Origin of the sequence: Bradyrhizobium sp. McL0615 (assembly GCF_049993905.1) — a bacterium.
In the GTDB taxonomy this organism is placed as follows: domain Bacteria; phylum Pseudomonadota; class Alphaproteobacteria; order Rhizobiales; family Xanthobacteraceae; genus Bradyrhizobium.
Map to the genome: position 1 here is coordinate 2,411,838 of NZ_CP188254.1, position 19,346 is coordinate 2,431,183.

The 19,346-nt window shown below is 64.0% G+C and carries 17 protein-coding genes; 7 read left to right on the top strand and 10 right to left on the bottom strand.

All coding sequences use genetic code 11. From position 1 onward, the window contains the following. Positions 1–198 precede the first annotated feature (198 nt). Together ACPPVP_RS11570 and ACPPVP_RS11575 are read left to right on the top strand one after the other, a co-directional pair. The gene (locus ACPPVP_RS11570; RefSeq protein WP_426534203.1) at positions 199–2,358 is read left to right on the top strand and encodes an anthranilate synthase component I; all 2,160 of its coding nucleotides are present in this window, start codon (positions 199–201) and stop codon (positions 2,356–2,358) included. A 154-nt stretch (positions 2,359–2,512) separates the two neighbouring features. After that, positions 2,513–3,052: an adenine phosphoribosyltransferase gene (locus ACPPVP_RS11575; protein ID WP_426534205.1), complete on the top strand. Its 540-nt coding sequence runs from the start codon at positions 2,513–2,515 to the stop codon at positions 3,050–3,052. A gap of 153 nt (positions 3,053–3,205) precedes the next feature. Here ACPPVP_RS11575 and ACPPVP_RS11580 read toward each other — a convergent pair whose 3' ends face one another. The 10 genes from ACPPVP_RS11580 to ACPPVP_RS11625 form a co-directional block, all read right to left on the bottom strand. Then, the gene (locus ACPPVP_RS11580; RefSeq protein ID WP_426534207.1) at positions 3,206–3,538 is read right to left on the bottom strand and encodes a GIY-YIG nuclease family protein; all 333 of its coding nucleotides are present in this window, start codon (positions 3,536–3,538) and stop codon (positions 3,206–3,208) included. 107 nt (positions 3,539–3,645) lie between these two features. Further along, positions 3,646–4,314 carry a hypothetical protein gene (locus ACPPVP_RS11585; RefSeq protein ID WP_426534209.1) on the bottom strand — a complete coding sequence of 223 codons (669 nt, stop codon included), beginning with the start codon at positions 4,312–4,314 and terminating at the stop codon, positions 3,646–3,648. A 60-nt stretch (positions 4,315–4,374) separates the two neighbouring features. After that, on the bottom strand, positions 4,375–5,127 hold the full coding sequence (locus ACPPVP_RS11590; RefSeq protein ID WP_426534211.1) for a hypothetical protein: 753 nt from the start codon (positions 5,125–5,127) through the stop codon (positions 4,375–4,377). A gap of 166 nt (positions 5,128–5,293) precedes the next feature. Then, positions 5,294–6,475, bottom strand: coding sequence for a M48 family metallopeptidase (locus ACPPVP_RS11595; protein ID WP_426534213.1), 1,182 nt, complete (start codon positions 6,473–6,475; stop codon positions 5,294–5,296). A 33-nt stretch (positions 6,476–6,508) separates the two neighbouring features. Further along, positions 6,509–7,069, bottom strand: a complete 561-nt coding sequence (locus ACPPVP_RS11600; RefSeq protein WP_426534215.1) for a LemA family protein — start codon at positions 7,067–7,069, stop codon at positions 6,509–6,511. Between the two features lie 189 nt (positions 7,070–7,258). After that, positions 7,259–7,789: a hypothetical protein gene (locus ACPPVP_RS11605; protein WP_426534217.1), complete on the bottom strand. Its 531-nt coding sequence runs from the start codon at positions 7,787–7,789 to the stop codon at positions 7,259–7,261. Between the two features lie 74 nt (positions 7,790–7,863). After that, a complete protein-coding gene (locus tag ACPPVP_RS11610) occupies positions 7,864–8,853 on the bottom strand; it encodes a small ribosomal subunit Rsm22 family protein (protein ID WP_426534219.1) in 990 nt (329 codons plus the stop codon). Between the two features lie 138 nt (positions 8,854–8,991). Next, the gene (gene smc, locus ACPPVP_RS11615) at positions 8,992–12,456 is read right to left on the bottom strand and encodes a chromosome segregation protein SMC (protein WP_426534221.1); all 3,465 of its coding nucleotides are present in this window, start codon (positions 12,454–12,456) and stop codon (positions 8,992–8,994) included. Between the two features lie 229 nt (positions 12,457–12,685). Further along, positions 12,686–13,342 (bottom strand): DsbA family protein, encoded by a 657-nt coding sequence (locus ACPPVP_RS11620; RefSeq protein ID WP_426534223.1) that lies wholly within the window; start codon positions 13,340–13,342, stop codon positions 12,686–12,688. Positions 13,343–13,458: 116 nt separating this feature from the next. Further along, positions 13,459–13,938 (bottom strand): DUF721 domain-containing protein, encoded by a 480-nt coding sequence (locus ACPPVP_RS11625; RefSeq protein WP_426534225.1) that lies wholly within the window; start codon positions 13,936–13,938, stop codon positions 13,459–13,461. A gap of 368 nt (positions 13,939–14,306) precedes the next feature. On the opposite strand from ACPPVP_RS11625, the gene ACPPVP_RS11630 reads away from it, so the two are divergent. The 5 genes from ACPPVP_RS11630 (at position 14,307) to ACPPVP_RS11650 (ending at position 19,322) form a co-directional block, all read left to right on the top strand. Next, a complete protein-coding gene (locus tag ACPPVP_RS11630) occupies positions 14,307–14,876 on the top strand; it encodes an OsmC family protein (protein ID WP_426534227.1) in 570 nt (189 codons plus the stop codon). 22 nt (positions 14,877–14,898) lie between these two features. After that, positions 14,899–16,140: an NAD(P)-binding domain-containing protein gene (locus tag ACPPVP_RS11635; protein ID WP_426534229.1), complete on the top strand. Its 1,242-nt coding sequence runs from the start codon at positions 14,899–14,901 to the stop codon at positions 16,138–16,140. A 6-nt stretch (positions 16,141–16,146) separates the two neighbouring features. Continuing rightward, entirely contained in the window at positions 16,147–17,430 is a 1,284-nt protein-coding gene (locus tag ACPPVP_RS11640) for an MFS transporter (RefSeq protein ID WP_426534231.1), read from the top strand. 148 nt (positions 17,431–17,578) lie between these two features. After that, a complete protein-coding gene (gene mutY / locus ACPPVP_RS11645) occupies positions 17,579–18,667 on the top strand; it encodes an A/G-specific adenine glycosylase (RefSeq protein WP_426534233.1) in 1,089 nt (362 codons plus the stop codon). A gap of 139 nt (positions 18,668–18,806) precedes the next feature. Continuing rightward, entirely contained in the window at positions 18,807–19,322 is a 516-nt protein-coding gene (locus ACPPVP_RS11650; RefSeq protein WP_426534235.1) for a hypothetical protein, read from the top strand. The last annotated feature ends 24 nt before the right edge of the window (positions 19,323–19,346 follow it).

Consider the following 19,346-nt stretch of genomic DNA (forward strand, 5'->3'; position numbering starts at 1 on the left):
CTTGACATCATCAGCGGCGGATGTGATTAGGCTCTCATGAACACCGTTGTCAGCCCATCCCGTCTCTGGTGGCGCACCTCTTAAAGAGGTGGCCGGTGCGATTTCATTTTTCAATCGTCGAAGGTCGCCATCGCAGTGCGACGGTCCCTTCGTTTGTCCTGTGTGGCGCTCCCTCCCGAAGTTTCGTAAGAGGATCACATGAACAGGACAGCCTTCTCACTGCCCGAGCATAGCGAGTACCGGACCAGCGGCGGCCTCGCGATTTCGCGTGCCGTCGAGCAGTTCACCGGCAATGCCAAGCGCCTCGATGACCTGATCGAGCTGCTCGACCGCCGCCGCGGCGTCGTGCTGTCGTCCGGCACCACGGTGCCGGGGCGCTACGAGAGTTTCGACCTCGGCTTTGCCGATCCGCCGCTGGTGCTGGAAACGGTCGGTTCCGACTTTTCGCTCTCTGCGCTGAATGCACGCGGCGAGGTGCTGATCGCGTTTCTGGCCGATGTGCTGCGCGAGCCTTGCGTCGTCATCTCCAAGAAAAGCCCGGCGCGGCTGGCCGGCCACATCATTCGCGGCGCAGCTCCAGTCGAGGAAGACCAGCGCACGCGACGGGCCAGCGTGATGTCGCTGGTGCGCGATCTCGTCGCCGCCCTGTCGGCCAATGATGATCCGCTGCTTGGCCTGTTCGGCGCGTTCGCCTACGACCTCGTGTTCCAGATCGAAGACCTCGTGCAGAAGCGGGCGCGTGAGAGCGACCAGCGCGACATCGTGCTGTACGTGCCGGATCGCCTCTTGGCCTATGACCGCGCCACCGGCCGCGGCGTGGTGCTGAGCTATGACTTCACCTGGAAAGAAAAATCCACCAAGGGTCTGCCGCGCGATACCGCCGAGAGCGTTTACGCCAAAACGCCGCGGCAGGGCTTTGCCGACCACGCGTCCGGCGAATATCAGGCCACCGTCGAGGTCGCGCGCGCGGCATTCGCGCGCGGTGACCTGTTCGAGGCCGTGCCGGGGCAGCTCTTCGCCGAGTCCTGCGAGCGTTCGCCGGCCGAAGTGTTCCAGCGGCTCTGTCGCATCAACCCGTCGCCCTATGGCGCGTTGATGAACCTTGGCGAGGGTGAGTTTCTGGTGTCCGCCTCGCCGGAAATGTTCGTGCGCTCCGACGGCCGCCGGGTCGAGACCTGTCCGATCTCGGGCACGATTGCGCGCGGCGTCGATGCGATCGGCGATGCCGAGCAGATCAGGCAGCTGCTGAACTCGGAAAAGGACGAGTTCGAACTCAACATGTGCACCGACGTCGACCGCAACGACAAGGCGCGCGTCTGCGTGCCCGGCACCATCAAGGTGCTGGCGCGTCGGCAGATCGAGACCTATTCAAAATTGTTCCATACCGTCGACCATGTCGAAGGCATGCTGCGCCCGGGCTTCGATGCGCTCGACGCCTTTCTGACCCATGCCTGGGCGGTTACCGTGACCGGCGCCCCGAAATTATGGGCGATGCAGTTCGTCGAGGACAATGAGCGTTCGTCGCGGCGCTGGTACGCCGGCGCGATCGGCGCGGTGAATTTCGACGGCAGCATCAATACCGGGCTGACCATCCGCACCATCCGCATGAAGGATGGCCTCGCTGAAGTGCGCGTCGGCGCCACCTGTCTGTTCGATTCGGATCCCGCGGCGGAAGACCGCGAGTGCCAGGTCAAGGCGGCGGCGCTGTTCCAGGCGCTGCGCGGCGACGCGCCGAAACCGCTGTCGGCATTTGCGCCCGATGCCACCGGCTCGGGCCGCAAGGTGCTCCTGATCGACCATGACGACAGTTTCGTGCACATGCTGGCGGATTATTTCCGGCAGGTCGGCGCCAGCGTCACCGTGGTCCGGCATGTCCATGCCCAGGAGATGCTGAAGAAGAACTGGGACCTGCTGGTGCTGTCACCGGGCCCGGGCCGGCCGGAGGATTTCGGAATCTCGAAAACCATCCGGACCGCGCTCGACAGAAAACTGCCGATCTTCGGCGTCTGCCTCGGCGTCCAGGCCATCGGCGAATATTTTGGCGGCCAACTCGGCCAGCTCACCCACCCCGCGCACGGGCGGCCGTCGCGGGTTCAGGTCCGCGGTGGACGGCTGATGCACAATCTGCCCAATGAAATCGTGATCGGCCGCTATCATTCGCTCTTTGTCGAGCGCGACAGCGTTCCCGAAGTTCTGGAGGTCACCGCGACCACCGAGGATGGTGTCGCGATGGCGATCGAACACAAAACCCTGCCGGTCGGCGGCGTGCAGTTTCACCCGGAATCGCTGATGTCGCTCGGCGGTGAAGTGGGACTGCGCATCGTCGAGAACGCCTTTCGGTTGGGAGCCGTCAATTGATGATGCCCGTCATTGCGAGGAGCGAAGCGACGAAGCAATCCACACTTGCTTTGCCGCACAATGGATTGCTTCGCGGAGCCTGTCATCGGGCGGCGCTTTGCGCCGACCCGTTGGCTCGCAATGACGGCAGAGAAACCTTCGAGATGAGAAACCCATGACATTCGATCACGATCTGAAGGCCACCGTCCGCACCATTCCGGATTACCCGAAGCCGGGCATCCTGTTCCGCGACATCACGACCCTGCTGGCGGATGCGCGCGCGTTCCGCCGCGCGGTCGACGAACTGGTGCAGCCCTGGGCGGGATTGAAGATCGACAAGGTCGCCGGCATCGAGGCGAGGGGATTCATTCTCGGCGGCGCGGTGGCGCATCAGGTCTCCGCCGGCTTCGTGCCGATCCGCAAGAAAGGCAAGCTGCCGCACACCACGGTGCGCATCGCCTACTCGCTGGAATACGGCCTCGATGAAATGGAAATGCATGTCGATGCGATCCAGCCCGGCGAGCGCGTCATCCTGGTCGACGATCTCATCGCCACCGGCGGCACCGCGGAGGGCGCGGTGAAGCTACTGCGCCAGATCGGCGCCAACGTGCTCGCGGCCTGCTTCATCATCGATCTGCCGGATTTGGGCGGCGCCGACAAATTGCGCGCGATGGATGTTCCGGTGCGGACGCTGATGACGTTCGAGGGGCATTGAGTTTTTTCGATCGAGAACATGCCGCGTGTCGTCCCTGCGAACGCAGGGATCCATAGCCACCGTCGGTGGTCGTTTGAGCAGGCTACCGACATCTCTTCTCAACCCCGAGCACAATGCGGTATGGGTCCCTGCGTTCGCAGGGACGACAGTGGATTACACCGCCTCTGCATTCAGCTCCGACCGCCAATACACCGCGCGCTCCTTCAGCAGCGCGTCGCGGATATAGGGCGTATCTTCGTCTTCCAGACGTTCGCATTCCCCAAACGTCAGGCTGTCGGGCCCATGCGCCGTCCATGCCGCCTGCAGGGTGCGGCAGGTGTGGCTGCCCTGGCGCAGCGTGAACCAGATCCGGTTCTGGATCTTCTCCAGGTTGGGCGTCTGGCCGACCCATGTCTCGGACGAGGCCTTGCAGCGGATGACGAAAACCCCTGCGAAGGTCTTCCGCTCCTTGTAGGCAGCGATCGCCGTCTTTCTGTCTGATGTCACCGGGGTGGCCTCGCAGTTGGGGTCAGGCCGAGGCGATACCTGACGAGGCGGGTGACGTCAATATTACCCGGATAATATTTCGACTTGTCGAACCGGCCGGGAGGGGCTCACGATTTCTGCGCGAGCAGGCTGAACTCAAGCTCGCGTAAGCCGGTGTAGTTCCTGCGGATCCACTGGTGCAGCTCGGTCGATGAGTCCCTCTCGTTGCGCAGGTAGTCGGTGAAGGAAAAGGTCTGCCGGTCGACATAGGTTTTCAGAAACGAGGGCAGGGCCGTTATTCGCAGCACCCGCCCCAGGCCCATCCCCTCGGGCAGTTCGCCGCGCACCACATATTCATTGTCGATCGTAATCAGCGCATTCAGCGGGATCTGCTCCCGTAACGTCGGATAGGCGCGCGCGGATACGCGGTCGGTATCGGCCACGAACAGGATGATCGGCGCGACGCTGCGCCGCGTGGCCTCTTTCAGGAAGCCGATCTGGTTGGTCATCTTGAAGAACTCGTCGAACGCATGAAAGCCGAGGTCGACCACCTTGGCGACGCCGTCATGGGCGATCAGGCGGTCCATCAGCTGCATCTTGCCGAAGGTGTCCGCGATGTCGGCCGTCTCGGTCACGCGCGGCAGATATTCCAGCAGCGACGGTTCCTTCAGGTTGATGTCGAAGCCGGACACTGCGCCGTCTTTCAGAAGCAGGAACTCGCTCAAGAGCCGCGCGAGCAGCGTCTTGCCGACCAGCGGCCGCGGCGAGCAGATGATGTAGACGGGCGTGGGGTTCATCACCCGCTATATCAAAGGAATTTTTCGCCTAATCCAGCCCCCATCGCGGCGGGGCTCCGACTATTTTTCACCACCGCGCACGCCAGGCTTGGCGCCGACGAGATCGGTCAGCTTGATGCGGTCGAACTCGCTCCAGACGTTGGCGAGCCAGTGCCGGACATAGCCGCGCAGCACGAACGAATAGTTCGCGGCTTCGTCGTCCTTGCCCTTGTTGGCGACGAATTTGAGGAACGGCACCGAGGACACCTCGACCTGCTCATAGGCCATTTCGTTGAGCTTGGGGATGACGAGGTCGGTGGCGTCCTTGATGCGGTGAAAGTAGGAGTTGTAGGTCGCCTGGTCCCACTGGAAGAACTGGGTGTCGTTGATGAAGTTCTTTACCAGGAAGTATTTGGCGCCCTGCATGAAACCAGCGGTCTCGGCGATTTCGTCCAGCGAGGCGATCGAGGGGCCCAGGATGTGGAACACGGCGAAGGTGATCTGGCCGGCCTTGGCGGCATCCAGAAAGCCGATGTCGCGCAACGAGGCCAGCGCCGGCGACAGCAGTCCGGCGCGGACGTCGATCACGGTGACGGACGGGCTGGCCGCGTTCAGCGTGTCGAAAATCTTCATCTGGTCCGTGGTCGTCGTCATGTCGACGATCTCGGTGATGTCGGGGTGGAAGCGCTTCAGGGTGCCGCGCGGGGATTCGGTGTCGAATGCCCGGGTCGGCACATTATTGGCGCTGAAATAGTCCAGAAGCGTCCGCGACACGGTCGTTTTGCCGACCCCGCCCTTGTCCGCGCCCACCACAATCACGACTGGCTTTGCCATGGAATTCCTTTGAACAACGTCCTCGACCGCGGGAGCGATCGGTAGGCCCCATTCCCTGCTTTGGGCGCGAACATGGCAGAAACAAGGGAGAATTCAATTCCTTAGACAGCCACTGCCATGATTCATACGGAATTTGTTAATCTGCCAGATTAGCGGCGGCAAGGGCTCAGCTGTGCCGGCCCCAAGGTCCTTGCGACGGTCCGGGACGTGGGTCCGGAACGCCGGCAGGCTCGCCGGCGTTGCTCCACGGGCCGCGCGGAACCGGTGGTTGCCCGGTCTCCGATTCTTTCGGCTCATCGGAGGCCTCCGCCGCATCAGACGGCAGGGCGAGCGGGCCGGGGTCATGACCGCCGGCAAACTGCACCAGCGCCTTGACGCGCGAATCCACCGACGGATGGGTCGCGAACAGGTCGGCAAATCCCTCGCGCGGATTGTCGACGCACAGCTCCATGACCGCAGACGTTGCGCCGGGAAGCTCGCCGCGGTTCTCGATCTTGCGCAGCGCCGTGATCATGGCATCGGGATTCTTGGTCAGTTCGACCGAGCCGGCGTCGGCCAGCAATTCGCGCGACCGCGACAACGCCAGCTTGACGACCTGCGACAACAGCCAGGCCAGCAGGATCAGGGCGATTGCAATAATCACAACGATGATTGCGCCACCGCCGGAGCCCTTGCTGTCGCTGTCCGAAGAGGATGACGAACGCGAGGACGACGATGACCAGCCGCTGCCGCTCGAATTCCACGAAAGGTTGGTGAACATGCGAAAGAACAATTCGCCGAAGAAGCCGACCACGCCGGCGATGATGACCGCGATCACCATCAACTGCACGTCGCCGTTGCGGATATGGGTCAGCTCATGGCCCAGCACGGCCTCGATTTCCTGGTCGTTCAATGCCTGCAGCAAACCGGTCGTGACCGTGACGGAGTATTGCCGCCGGTTGAGGCCGCTCGCGAACGCGTTCAGCGCCGGGCTATCCATCACCTTCAGCTTCGGCATCGGGATGCCGCGCGAGATGCAGAGATTTTCCAGCAGATTGTATAGCCGCGGCTGTTGTTGCCGTGTCACGTCCTCGCCGCCGGTGACGGCGTCGATCATGTTTTGATGGAAGAAATATGCGATGACGATCCACAGCGCGGCCACGCCTGTCGCATAGGGAAAGGCCGTCACCAGATCGCGTGCCGCGGCCCGCAAATAATAGTCGACCGGGGCGTCGCTGCGGATCAGCACTTCCGCGAGCAATGCGCCGGCAAAGACCAGCACATAGATCAGGAGAAACAGGCCGCCGAGCAGCAGCATCGAACGAAACTTGTTCGATGCGATATGCGTGTAGAGACCGTACGCGGCCATGATGCGCTGCTGCTCTGCCGGAGTGTTCGAAGCTTAGAACTTCACGGTCGGCACGGTCTCGACTTCGGTGCGGCTGGCGCCGAGGTCGAAGAAATCCTTGCGGGTAAAGCCGAACATGCCGGCGAACAGCGCCGCAGGCAGTTGCTGGATGCCAGTGTTGTATTCCTGAACCGCATTGTTGAAGAAGCGGCGGCTGGCCGCGATCTTGTTTTCGAGGTCGGACAGTTCGCCCGCAAGCTGCTGGAAATTGGCATTGGCCTTGAGATCCGGATAGGCCTCCGACAGCGCGATCAGGCGCCCGAGCGCGCCGCTCAACTGGTTCTCGGCGGCGCCGACTTGCGCCGGTCCCTGTGCCGACATCGCCGAATTGCGCGCCTTGATCACGTCGTCGAGCGTGCCGCGCTCATGTGAGGCATAGCCTTTCACGGTCTCCACGAGGTTTGGAATCAGATCGTGGCGCTGCTTGAGCTGGACGTCGATGTCGGCAAAGGCCTGACCGACGCGCTGGCTGAGCGCGATCAGGCGGTTATACGCCCCGAACGCAAACAGCACGATGATGACGATGACGCCGAGAACGATCCAGCCGGTCGACATGACGGACAACTCCTGTGGGACGAAGAGGCAGGGAAACTAGACGAAAAATCGGGCGCGCGGCAGCCCGCCCGCGGTTGGGGGCATGGCTTTAGTCGGATGTAAGGCGGGATAAGTTCACGCGGGGTGTCGTCCCGGCCAGGAAGGCTGCCTGGTAGAGCGGGATGAGCCCCCATGGGACTGATCATTCGGTCAAAATCTGGTGTCGACCCGCTGTATTCCGGTTGCGGCCGACAATTGCGATGCAACCCTCGCTGCCTCGGCGAAACCGGAATTCGTCAGCGGGATCGCGTGTCGCTTGCCGTTTGTCAATTGTACGTACACGCCGTATGTGATGTGGCCATCTGTGTTGTATTCGATCGTTCCGAAAGCAATGCATTCATCAAGAGAACAATCGACAATAGCCTTTGTCCATCGGCCGAAAGATCGCCGAGATATCTTGAGCCGTCGCGCAATCAGTTCAATCTCGGCGATCCATTGCCGGGTGACGACATGGAAGAAAATGCATGCAAAGAACAGAAGAGCGATGAAGATACCTGCGTTCTCTGGCAGAGAAGGTGTCGTCGTGCTCCCCGCAGCCAAGGCGTAGACGTGGATCCCAACGACAAGGGTTGCACAGAAGATCAGTAACCCGAGCGAGCCGACCGAATTGAACATGGGTTCGCGCGAAGCAAAAACGAGTTTTTGGCCTGGTCGCTCGATGTGAGGATAGCTTTCGGCCATGTACCCGATCCAGATCAAGGTGCAATCCTTGATAATAGATCGATATCACCATGGTCAAATAGTTGAAGACTTCCTCAGTTAGTCTCCCTGGTGCCGGTTTCGGACGTTTCGCCCCAACGTTGCTTGCGCGCCCGGTGATAGGCGGCTTTGTCGCGACGCGGAACGGTTGCAAAGACAAGTCCGTCGGTCGTGCATAATTTCGTTACGACCTCGGCTTTCGTCACTTCAGGCTGCGCCAATACCCGGGCCGGACGTTTTTCTATTCGTGCGCGGGTCAGTGCGACATAGGAGAACCTTTCGTCCTCGAACGGCACTTCCGCGCCTTTGACCTGCATGTGCGCGCGGGAGCGTTGCAGCCGCTGGCTGAAGTGGCACCAGTCGGGCGGTTCAAGCGGGCATTTGCCATCATGCGGGCAGGGGGCGACGACGTGCGCGCCCTTTGCGATCAGCCGCTCACGCAACGCGATAATCCGGGCATAGCCGGCAGGCGTGCCGGGTTCGACCACGAGCAGCGTGTCGCGCGTTTTTTCCCACATCAGTCCGGCCAGCGCGCGTTGTTCGGCATCGCCGATCTCGCCGATCATGTAGCTCGCCATGACGAGGTCAGCGGCATCCGCCTTCGCCAGCGCGCCGCGGGCTTCGCCGCGTTCGTAGCTGACGTCGCGCAGGCGAAAGCTGTCGGTGACGAGGCCGAGCGCCAGCGCGCGTAATGCGTCGTTGGCGTCGAGCAGCGTAAAGCGCTGCAGAGACGGGAAGGTTTCGGCCGCCGCCCAGGTCGCGGTGCCCGGCCCGGCGCCGACATCGAGCAGGTTTTCTGGCGAAAAGTCCGGCCTGATCTCGACCAGCGCGTTCAGGCTGGCCGTGACCGCGGCATAGGTCGCCGGCATCCGCGTCAACGCATAGGCCAGCGCATCGGCTTCCGAGCGGATGGCGCCGGAGCCGCCGCCGTCGCGATAGGTTTTCGAGATCGTAGCGGAGCGGCTGGCGGCATCGTTGCGCGAAAAACCGCGCAGCTTGCCGTCGAGCGCGGCCTTCAGTTCAGCGGGAAGGTCGGGTGAGGTCATCTCTCAGTCGTCATGCCCCGCGACGGCGGGGCATCCAGTACTCCGAGGCAGTCGATATTCCCCGACGGCGCGCGGCGTACTGGATCATCCGCCTTCGCGGATGATGACGTCAACCTTTGTGGTGACGGAAGCGTGACGTCACGCCACGTTCTGGTCGAGGATCTTCACGGCGTCGTCGAGGCCGACGGAGACCAATTGCGAGACGCCGCGCTCGGCCATGGTGACGCCGAACAGCCGGTTCATCCGCGCCATCGTGATCGGATTATGCGTGATGATGATGAAGCGGGTTTCGGTCGACGAGGTCATTTCGTGCAGCAGGTTGCAGAACCGCTCCACGTTATGGTCGTCAAGCGGCGCGTCGACCTCGTCCAGCACGCAGATCGGCGACGGGTTGGTGAGGAACACCGCAAAAATCAGCGCCAGCGCCGTCAGCGCCTGCTCGCCGCCTGACAGCAGCGACAGCGTCTGCGGCTTCTTGCCGGGCGGTTTTGCGATGATTTCCAGACCGGCTTCCAGCGGATCGTCGCTTTCGATCAAATGAAGTGCGGCTTCGCCGCCGCCGAACAGCTCGACGAACAGCCGCTTGAAGTGCTCGTTGACGGTCTCGAACGAGGTCAGCAGCCGCTCGCGGGCTTCCTTGTTGAGGCTCTGGATGCCCTGGCGCAGCCGCTTGATGGCTTCGACCAGATCGTCGCGCTCAGTGGTCAGCGCGGTGTGCTGGGTCTCGACCTCGCGCAGTTCTTCCTCGGCGCGCAGATTGACGGCACCCAGGCGCTCGCGGTCGCGGCGCAGCTTTTCGAGGTTCTCCTCGATTTCGGCGAGCGGCGGTAGTTCCGCGCCCGGCTCGATCTCGGCGAGCCCCGCTACGGCATGCGGCTCGACTTCGAGCATGTCGTGGATTTCCCGCTCGATGTCGGAGAGCCGGCGCTTGGTGCCCTCCATGCGCTCCTCGGCGCGGGCGCAGGCCTCGCGGGCGGAGGAGAGCGCTTCGAGCGATGCCTTGGCTTCGCGGTCGGTCTGCGCCATCACGCTCTCGGCAGCGGCGAGCGCGTCGGCGGCGACGCGGCGGGCGCTTTCGGCGGATTCGATCTCGTTGATCAGCGCGCGGCGCTTTTCGGCAAAGACGGCCGGTGCATTGTCAAGCTCGGCGCGCTCGGCCGTCACTTCGGTGATGCGCGCCTCGACGGTCGCGACCTGGGAGGCCGAGCTTTGCTTGCGGTTCTGCCATTCGGTGCGCTCGGCCGTGATCGCCTGCACGCGCTTGTCGGCCAGTTCGGCTTCGCGCGCCAGCGCCTGGGCTTCGGCCCGCACCTGCGCGGCAAGGCGGCGGTGCCCCTCAATCTCGCTGCGAACCGCCGCAAGCCGCGTCTCGGTGTCGAGTGTCGGCGGCAACTCGGCCAGCGCGGCGTTGGCGCTCTCATGCGCGGCTTCCGCTTCGCTGCGATCGGCGGCGAGACGGGTATGGGCTTCGGTCAGCGCGGATTTGCGCGCGGCGTGCCGGTTGATCTCGCGCTCGGTCGCGGCATGGCGCTCGCGCGCCGCATCGGCCTCGCGCTGTGCGGCCCGCCAGGCCTCGCGAGCGGCGGTTTCGGCGGCGGAGGCCGCCTTCAGTTCGGCCTCAGCGTCTTCCAGCGACTGCCGCTTGTTGGCGGCGTCGGTCCGGGCCTGCTCCAGCTCGTGTTCGATATCGACCAGGCGTGCACGCTCGGCGAGGCGCCGCGCGGCGCCGGTCGGCGCGTGAGCCGACGCGACAAAACCGTCCCAGCGCCAGACGTCGCCTTCCAGCGACACCAGCCGCTGGCCGGTCTTCAATTGCGACACCAGTTCCGCGCCGCGCTCCTTCGCCACGACACCGATCTGCGCCAGGCGGCGCGCCAGCTCGGCCGGCGCCTCGACATGGGCTGCAAGCGGGTCGACGCCTGATGGCAGCGACGGATCGTCGAAGCTTGCGCCCGCATTGGTCCAGCGCATCGGCGCTGATGGGTCGACGGGGGCGTCGAGATCGTCGCCGAGCACGGCGCCGAGCGCCTTTTCATAACCTTTGGTGACGGTGACGCCGTCGATGATCGGCGGCCACAAATTCTTGGTTTCGCCGTTGACGAGTTTTGAGATCGTCCGCGCTTCGGTCTCCAGCCGCTGCACACGCTTGTCGGCCTCGGTGAGCGGCGCGCGGGAGGATTCGAGCTTCTGCCGCGCGGCGATGTGGCCGGTCTCGCTGGCTTGGGCTGCGGCTTCGGAGGCGGCCAGCGTCTCCTGCGCGGTCTCCATGGCGCCCGCGAGCGCGTCGAGGTCGCCGAGATTGCCGGTCTCGTTGCTGAGTTTCTGCTCGTCGGCCTGGACGCTGGCGATTTCCTGATCGAGCCGGGCCAACCGGTCGCGGTGGGTGCGGACGCCGGCCTCGAGCTGGTTGCGCTTGGCGGTGAGGTCGGCCAGCGCAGTGGTCAGTTCGCCAAACATGCGCTCGGCGGCGGAAAGCGTTGCTTCCGCTTCGGAAACCCGTTCATCAATGCCGGAGCGCTGTTCGACGCGCGACTTGATCTCTTCCTTTAACTCGGCGTCTTCGGTGTCGAGCCGCTGCAGTGCCACTTCGGCATCGGAGGCCTGCTGCTGCTCGCGGGCGATGTCGGCGGTGAATTGGGTCAGCCGCCGGTCAAGCTCGGCGACACGCTCCCTGGCGCGCTCTTCCTCACGGTCGAGCTGTTCGCGCGCATTGGTGAGCCGCTGCAGCCCGGCCGCGGCGCGGGCCTCGCCTTCGCGCAAGGCAGGAAGTTCGGAGGCACGGATCGCCTGGATGCGTGCGGCCTCGGCCTGCTCGCGGGTACGCTCGGCCATTTCGCGAACGTTGATGTCGTGGGTATGCCCGGCTTCCGCGACGTCGGCATTGGCCTCCAGCCAGCGCAGATGGAACAGCGTGGCCTCGGCCTTGCGTACCTTGGCGGCGACTTCGCGGAAGCGAATGGCCTGCCGCGCCTGCTTCTTCAGCCCGTCGATCTGGCCGGACAATTGCCCGATCACGTCCTCGACGCGGGTGAGGTTGGTTTCGGCTGCCCTCAGCCGCAGCTCGGCTTCGTGGCGCCGGGCGTGAAGTCCGGCGACGCCGGCGGCGTCTTCCAGCACGCGGCGGCGCTGTTCGGGTTTCGCCTGAATGATCTCGCCGATCTTGCCCTGGTGGACCAGCGCCGGCGAACGCGCGCCGGTGGCGGCATCCGCAAACAGGATCTGCACGTCGCGGGCGCGGACGTCGCGGCCGTTGATGCGGTAGACCGAGCCCGCTTCGCGCTCGATGCGGCGGGAGATTTCCAAAACCTGGCTGTCATTCATGGCGGCCGGCGCCGTGCGATCGGCATTGTCGATCGTCATGGTCACTTCGGCGTGGTTGCGCGCCGGACGGTTGCCCGACCCGGCGAAGATCACCGCATCCATGTCGGCGGCGCGCAGCGATTTGTGCGAGGTTTCGCCCATCGCCCAGCGCAGCGCCTCGACGAGATTCGACTTGCCGCAGCCGTTCGGACCGACCACGCCGGTGAGGCCGGGTTCGATCATGAAATCAGTGGCTTCAACGAACGACTTGAAACCGTGGAGGCGGAGGCGCGTGAGTTTCATGGAACACAGATCTCTGTTGGCCGGGCGCGAATCTCCCTGCCGCGACAATACCATAGAAGGCAATGCCGGTACGGATGGATAGCCCTTTGCGGCGCTTAATGAGCGGCGACAATGGCGAGGCCGGGGCCGGAGGGCAACGGTCCCGGAAGGCTTTTCCCAAGGGATTTGAGGCGCTTGTGTGGCGTCTTTTGCTGGACTTATCGGCGCGGATGAATCTGCAGGTGCCGAATCAGCTCTTCAGCATCGAATTGATGCGCTTTGAGAACTCCTCGAAGCTCTGCTCGCCCTTCAGCATCTCGCCGTTGATGAAGAAGGTCGGTGTCGACTGCACCTTCAGCACGTCGGCGGCATATTTCTGGTCGGCCGCGATCTTGTCGAGCAAGGCCTGATCCTTCAGGCAGTCCTCGACCTGCGCCTGGGTCAGGCCGGCCTGCTTGCCGATCCGGGTCAGCGTCTCCGTGGTGTTCTTCACCACCCACGCTTCCTGCTGCTTGAACAGGAGGTCGATGACGGCGAAATATTTCGGGGCGTCGTCCTTGGCAATGCAGCGCGCCAGCATCGAGCCCGCGGCGGCCTTGATGTCGAGCGGGAATTCGCGGAACACGAAGCGGATCTTGCCGGTATCGATGAACTCCGTCTTGATCTTCGGAAACACTTTTTCGGTGAACGCCGCGCAATGCGGGCAGGTCATCGAGGCAAATTCGGTGATCGTGACCGTGGCATTGGCCGGACCGATTGCCATGTCGGGCAACGACACCGGCTTCGCGACGTCGGTGGCGGACTGTGCCATCGCGTCGGTGATCAGCCGCAGCGGCGAGAACCCGGCGAGCAGGCTAAGCCCGGTCAGCGACAGGGCGGCGGTGAAGGCGCGGCGCGTGATCATCAAGGTCTGCTCCCGAATGGCGCGTTCACGCCCGAAAGAAGTAAGAAAAGAAGCCTTCGCTAGCTTGAAACGCCAGTTGTGGCAATGGCGGGTTGCAGCGGTGGCGCTGCGCAAAAGGCTCAATTTCGCTTGATCGCGGCGCCGAGCCGGGCCAGCGCGGCGCGCAGTTCCTCATCCTCGACCGCCAACAGGGTTTCGGCGACCTGGGCCACCGATTTCGGGTCCGGCGCGCGGCTGGGCGCGGGGCCTTTCCGGCGCGACAGCGGCGCCTGCCGCAGCGCCAGCCGGCCGACCGCGCTCCAGCCGAAGAAGCGGTTGACCCGCTGCAGGATGACGTCGGAGGAATGCTGGATCTCCAGCGCCGCCGGGCCCTCCACCCGCAATATCAGCGTGGCCGGTTCCTGCGGCTGCCCCTCCACCGGCCGCGGCCATTGGATCTTCAGCGGCTCGGAATGGCGAGCGATCTCGGCGCCGGCGATTTCGGCCCAGCGCGTCACCAGTTCGCGCGCGGCAAAGCCTTGTTTGGCAAAGGCGTCGGAAAACACGTCGCCGAGCAGGACGGAAAGCGGCTTTGCGGAGATCGGACCGGGTTTGGACATCCGGGGATTATAGCGGCGGTGGTCGGGGTTACGCCACTTGCAAATGAGCCTGTCGAACTGCGTCGACCTCGAACGGCCGTACCATCGCGTGCATCGTCCGTGCGCCAATGTCTCCTGATCGATGGCGACCATATGGCCGGCAACATCCGTCAGCAGGGTCGATGGGATTCCGCGTGGCGGATGACGCCCTAGCGTACATCTCAAGCCGTTCTCAAGAATTTCTGCAAGCATCTCACATCGATTTGCTCCATGTCGGAGATGGGGTTGTGAAACCACTCACAAGCCCTTGCGCCGCCCGCTGACAGTTTACCCGCGTGCGAAACATCGATTGACGGCAGCCCGCTGCTTACAACAATGGAGACGGATCAATGACCACAAGCAACTCGACGCCTGAGCAGGTTCAGAACGGCGTCAACGTAGCTGCTCTGCTCGGCGCGCGCGAAGCGTTGGAGAAGACGCCGGAAGCCGCGCAATTCAAATGGCGCGCCAGTTGCGAGTGGTTGAATGGCACCCACAGCCGCTCCACGATAGGAAAGTTCTTCGGGCTCGGCGCCGAGCAGTCCCGAGACAAGACGTTCACCGTCGAGGCTGACCATCCCAAGATTTTTGCCTCCGAGGACCATGCTCCGACGCCGGTCGAACTGGTTCTGTCCGGCCTGGCGAGCTGTTTGACCGCGGGCGTTGCCGCGATCGCCCAGCGCCGCGGCATCCAGCTTCATTCGGTCAAGGCGACGCTCGAGGCCGACATGGACATTCAAGGCATTCTCGGCATCGACGATGACGTGCGCAACGGTTTCGGCGCCATCCGCGTCCACTTCGACATCCGTGCCGACGCCGACGAAGACGACATCAAGGCGCTGGTCGCGCAATCGCAGAAGCGGTCCGCCGTCTTCGACATCATCACCAATCCGACCGCCGTCTTCGTCACGGTCAACTGATGGCGGGTCAGGAACGAGTGTCGTGAGATCAGTGACCGCGATCATCATCGGCGCCGGCCACTCCGGTCTGGCCATGAGCTGGCATCTGGCAGCCCGTTCGATCGACCACGTGGTCCTCGAACGCGGCGAGGTCGCCAATTCATGGCGGACGGAGCGGTGGGACTCGCTTCGCCTCCTGACGCCGAACTGGCAAAGCCGCCTGCCGGGCCACGCCTATGCCGGCGGGGATCGGGACGGCTTCATGACCATGTCGGAGGTCGTGCACTTCCTGCAGCACTATGCCGGACTTTCGCGCGCACCCATCATGCCGGGTGTGCGCGTTACGCGGGTGAGGCGCGATGGAGAGGGTTACGAACTGTCGACAAGCCAGGGTGCGTGGCGCTGCCGCCAACTGGTGATCGCGAGTGGGGCGTGCAACCTGGCTTCGGTCCCGCCAATGAGCGCGGGCCTGCCCGCCACCGTGGCCAGTCTTACACCCATGCAGTACCGGCGCCCCGACCTCCTGCCGGATGGCGGGGTCATGATCGTGGGCGCCTCCGCGAGCGGCGTCCAGCTCGCGCGTGAGATCCAGGCCGCCGGTCGCCGCGTCGTGCTTTCCGTGGGCGAGCATGTCCGGATGCCGCGAACCTATCGTGGCCGGGATATCCAGTGGTGGATGGACGTCATCGGCGCGATGGATCTCGGATACGACGCCGCGGAGAACATCGAAAGGGCGCGGCGGCTGCCGTCGCCCCAACTCGTCGGAACGCCCGAGCGCGCGACGGTCGATCTCAACGGCCTGCGTCAGGCCGGCGTCGAACTCGTGGGTCGACTTGCCGGGCTTCGTGACGGCAGGGCGCAATTCTCGGGCTCGCTTGCCAACGTCTGCGCCCTGGCCGATCTGAAGATGAACCGCCTGCTGACCGGCATCGATGCGTGGGTGACCGGGAACGGACTCGAAGTGCAGTTTGCGGCTCCCCATCGCGACGCACCGACCGTGGTAGGCGCCGAGACGAAACTCAGCCTGGACTTGATTGCGGCCGGCATCGGGACGGTGATCTGGGCGACAGGCTATCGGCCGGATTATTCCTGGCTCGATGTGCCCGTGCTCGACCGCCACGGACGCCTTCGGCACGACGGCGGTGTCGTGGCCGCCCCGGGCATGTACGTGATGGGCTTGCCGTTCATGCGCCGGCGCAAATCATCCTTCATTGATGGAGCCGCGGGTGACGCCGCGGACCTCGCGGCGCATCTGCACCGGAGCCTTGATCGTGCCGCGGCTTGAGAGGCAATGGCGATGACGCAAGTCCTGGATGCGCAGCACGACGCGGCGCGCGGCATCGGCGCATGGGTGGCCGCTTGTCGTGGCACGCTTGTTGTCGTGGCCGCGACCCTTGTCGTCGCCATGGGATTCGGCGGGCTGGGATTGATCACGGTCTTCATGGGACCGATGGAAGCCGAACTCGGTTGGTCGCGGTCGGACACGAGCCTGGCATATGTCTTCTCCACGGTGGGAATGGCGATCGGAGGTTTGTGGTGGGGACGGCTGTCCGATCGCGTGGACGTGCGGCTGCTGCTCGCGCTGGGTGCCGCCGGTATGGTGGGATCATTGCTGGCGATGTCCGCGCTGCGTTCGTTGCCGCTGTTTTACTTCGCCCACCTGATTTACGGCGGGCTGGGTTTTTCCGTGCTGTACTCGCCTCTGTTGTCGACAAGCGGGGAGTGGTTTCCGGAGCGGCGTGGGCTGGTGATGGGTATCGTCACCGCGGGCGGCGCGGCCGGGCAGGGCCTTCTGCCGTTCTTCGCCAGCCTCGCCACCAAGGCTTTCGGCTGGCGATGGGCGTTTGTCGAAATCGGCTGCGCCATGCTTGTTGCGCTCGCGCTCACCCTGCCGTGGCTGCGATGGCCGCAGGGTTTTCGGCCTCCCGCAGGCATTGCCGCCGATGCACCCGCCACGTCGCGGGCCGAAACCACCACGGTGGCGATGTTGGCGATCGCCGCCTTCTTTTGCTGCATGTGCATGGGCGTGCCGGTGGTGCACCTGGCAGGCTTTGTCAGCGCGGTCTGCGGCTCCGCCAGCGCCGGCGCCACCAGCATGCTCGTCGCGATGGTCTCGGGCGCGGTCGGCCGCGTCTTTTTCGGTTCGATTGCCGACCGCATAGGCCCTCTGAAGGCCTATGCCGCCGCATCGTTCGTGCAGACCGCCTGCGTGGTGGTCTTTCCGGTGCTCCAGGAAGGATGGTCCCTGATGGCGCTTTCCGCCCTTTTCGGACTGGGGTTTGCCGGCAACATGACGTGCCTGTCGCTTTGCGTGCGCGACGTCGTTCCGGCAAGCCGGTTTGGCGGGGCGATGGGGGCGGTCATGATGGTCGCGTGGGCGGGAATGGCGGCCGGCGGTTATGCGGGGGGCGTGCTGTTCGACCTGTCGCTGAGCTACACGCCGTCGTTTGTCGTCGCGGGCGTGGCCGGTGCGCTGAACCTTGCGGTTCTGGCGGCCCTTCAGCTTTGGAGGGGCGCCAATGGCCGGTCGGGGGAACCAGATGGATACGTTGCAGGAAATGGCGTCGTCCGATAGGCCGCGCTCCATCCCGCAAGCCCGGAACTGTCGCGAACAGGCTTTGCCGGAACGCGGATTTTGGAGAAAACATGCGCGCGGTCATGGCGCAAGATGACGACGCGCTTCCAGGCTTGGCAATGGCCGTCTTCCAATTCTAAAGTGGAGCATGCACTCCATCGTCGCGACGCAGAAGCCGGCCGCCGCCCGCGGTGCCTCACGCCCCGCGCTGCTGCTCGACTGGTACGACCGCCACCGCCGCCGGCTGCCGTGGCGGCCGCCGGCGGGCGAGCGGCCCGATCCATATCGGGTCTGGCTGTCGGAGATCATGCTGCAGCAGACCGGCGTCAAAACCGTCGGGCCATATTTCGAAAAATTTCTGGCGCGCTGGCCGGATGTCGCCGCGCTCGGCCGCGCCTCGCAGGATGACGTGCTGCGGATGTGGGCCGGGCTCGGCTATTATTCGCGCGCGCGCAATCTGCATGCCTGTGCCGTCGCGGTGCTGCGCGACCATGGCGGGGTGTTTCCCGATACCGAGGAAGGCCTGCGCCAATTGCCGGGCATCGGCCCCTACACGGCAGCCGCGATCGGCGCAATCGCCTTCGATATCAGAACCATGCCGGTCGACGGCAATATCGAGCGCGTGGTGTCGCGGCTCTACGCGGTCGAGGAACCGCTGCCGCAGGCCAAGCCGCGCATCCAGGAACTGGCCGCGACATTGCTCGGCCCATCTCGCGCCGGCGACAGCGCGCAAGCGCTGATGGACCTCGGCTCCTCGATCTGCACGCCGAAGAAGCCAGCCTGCGCGCTGTGTCCGCTGAACGCGGATTGCGCGGCGCGCGCACGCGGCGACCAGGAGACCTTTCCGCGCAAGGCGCCGAAGAAGACCGGTACGCTACGCCGCGGCGCGGCGTTCATCGTCACGCGCGGCGACGAACTGCTGGTTCGAACCCGCCCCGAAAAAGGCCTGCTCGGCGGCATGACCGAAGTGCCGGGCTCTCAATGGCTGGCCGAACAGGACGACAAGTCGGCGCTGGGCCAGGCGCCGGTGCTCAAGGGGATCACGCGCTGGCACCGCAAGGCCGGCGTCGTCACCCATGTGTTCACGCATTTCCCGCTCGAACTCGTGGTCTACACGGCTAACGTCCCCGCGCGTACGCGTGCGCTGGAAGGCATGCGCTGGGTGCCGGTCGCAACGCTGGCCGACGAGGCGCTGCCCAACGTGATGCGTAAGGCGATCGCGCACGGGCTGGACTGATCTCGGAGGTGCCACAAAATACGATGTCCGGACAAACGTGCAACGTTCGCTACGTGAATGACCCCTTAGACCCGAAGCGGACCGCTTCATCATTTCTTCATGGGCCGAGCGCGAATGATACGTCTTTTCCGGTGATTCCATGATGCGACCGTCGCTACATATCGCTTTGCAACTTCCTGATATTACCAACGTGCGCGCAACTCCCCGGACGTACGACCCAGAAACGGAAGATATAAGATCGATCCTTTCGGATCTGTGCAGAACTGTTGCGAAGGAGGGGAAATTTGTCGTTGCCGGATTTGGTCAAGATCGTTGGCCTGTCGATGTGGGCACCGATCTTGCAATTCTTTTAGAGCAGCTACCGGATGTCTTACGGGCGGTAAAAGCTGGCGCGGCAACCGAGATTGACTTCTATGAGCAAGGTATTGAGCGCAAGATAGAATTCTCTCCCGCAGGAAACGCATACAATGCGACGTGCATATCCCAGACGGAGTGGCAGCCGAACCCGGCAGTCGAGCAAGTGGGCCGCGCAGTTCTAGAGGGAATGTTAGTGGGCGTGCAAGAGGAAGTGGTGAGGCTCATAGAGGAGATCGCTCCCGATCTTGCTGAGCATGACTGGGTGCGCAGATGGCGGGATGCGCCTATTGAGCGCTGATGCTTCAGACCTCCACCTACCCGC

Excerpts from the sequence above, each read along its gene's own strand:
- ACPPVP_RS11570 (WP_426534203.1), top strand. The coding sequence starts at position 199 with ATGAACAGGACAGCCTTCTCACTGCCCGAGCATAGCGAGTACCGGACC.
- ACPPVP_RS11575 (WP_426534205.1), top strand. The coding sequence starts at position 2,513 with ATGACATTCGATCACGATCTGAAGGCCACCGTCCGCACCATTCCGGAT.
- ACPPVP_RS11585 (WP_426534209.1), bottom strand. The coding sequence starts at position 4,314 with ATGAACCCCACGCCCGTCTACATCATCTGCTCGCCGCGGCCGCTGGTC.
- ACPPVP_RS11590 (WP_426534211.1), bottom strand. The coding sequence starts at position 5,127 with ATGGCAAAGCCAGTCGTGATTGTGGTGGGCGCGGACAAGGGCGGGGTC.
- ACPPVP_RS11595 (WP_426534213.1), bottom strand. The coding sequence starts at position 6,475 with ATGGCCGCGTACGGTCTCTACACGCATATCGCATCGAACAAGTTTCGT.
- ACPPVP_RS11600 (WP_426534215.1), bottom strand. The coding sequence starts at position 7,069 with ATGTCGACCGGCTGGATCGTTCTCGGCGTCATCGTCATCATCGTGCTG.
- ACPPVP_RS11605 (WP_426534217.1), bottom strand. The coding sequence starts at position 7,789 with ATGGCCGAAAGCTATCCTCACATCGAGCGACCAGGCCAAAAACTCGTT.
- ACPPVP_RS11610 (WP_426534219.1), bottom strand. The coding sequence starts at position 8,853 with ATGACCTCACCCGACCTTCCCGCTGAACTGAAGGCCGCGCTCGACGGC.
- smc (WP_426534221.1), bottom strand. The coding sequence starts at position 12,456 with ATGAAACTCACGCGCCTCCGCCTCCACGGTTTCAAGTCGTTCGTTGAA.
- ACPPVP_RS11625 (WP_426534225.1), bottom strand. The coding sequence starts at position 13,938 with ATGTCCAAACCCGGTCCGATCTCCGCAAAGCCGCTTTCCGTCCTGCTC.
- ACPPVP_RS11630 (WP_426534227.1), top strand. The coding sequence starts at position 14,307 with ATGACCACAAGCAACTCGACGCCTGAGCAGGTTCAGAACGGCGTCAAC.
- ACPPVP_RS11640 (WP_426534231.1), top strand. The coding sequence starts at position 16,147 with ATGGCGATGACGCAAGTCCTGGATGCGCAGCACGACGCGGCGCGCGGC.
- mutY (WP_426534233.1), top strand. The coding sequence starts at position 17,579 with ATGCACTCCATCGTCGCGACGCAGAAGCCGGCCGCCGCCCGCGGTGCC.
- ACPPVP_RS11650 (WP_426534235.1), top strand. The coding sequence starts at position 18,807 with ATGATGCGACCGTCGCTACATATCGCTTTGCAACTTCCTGATATTACC.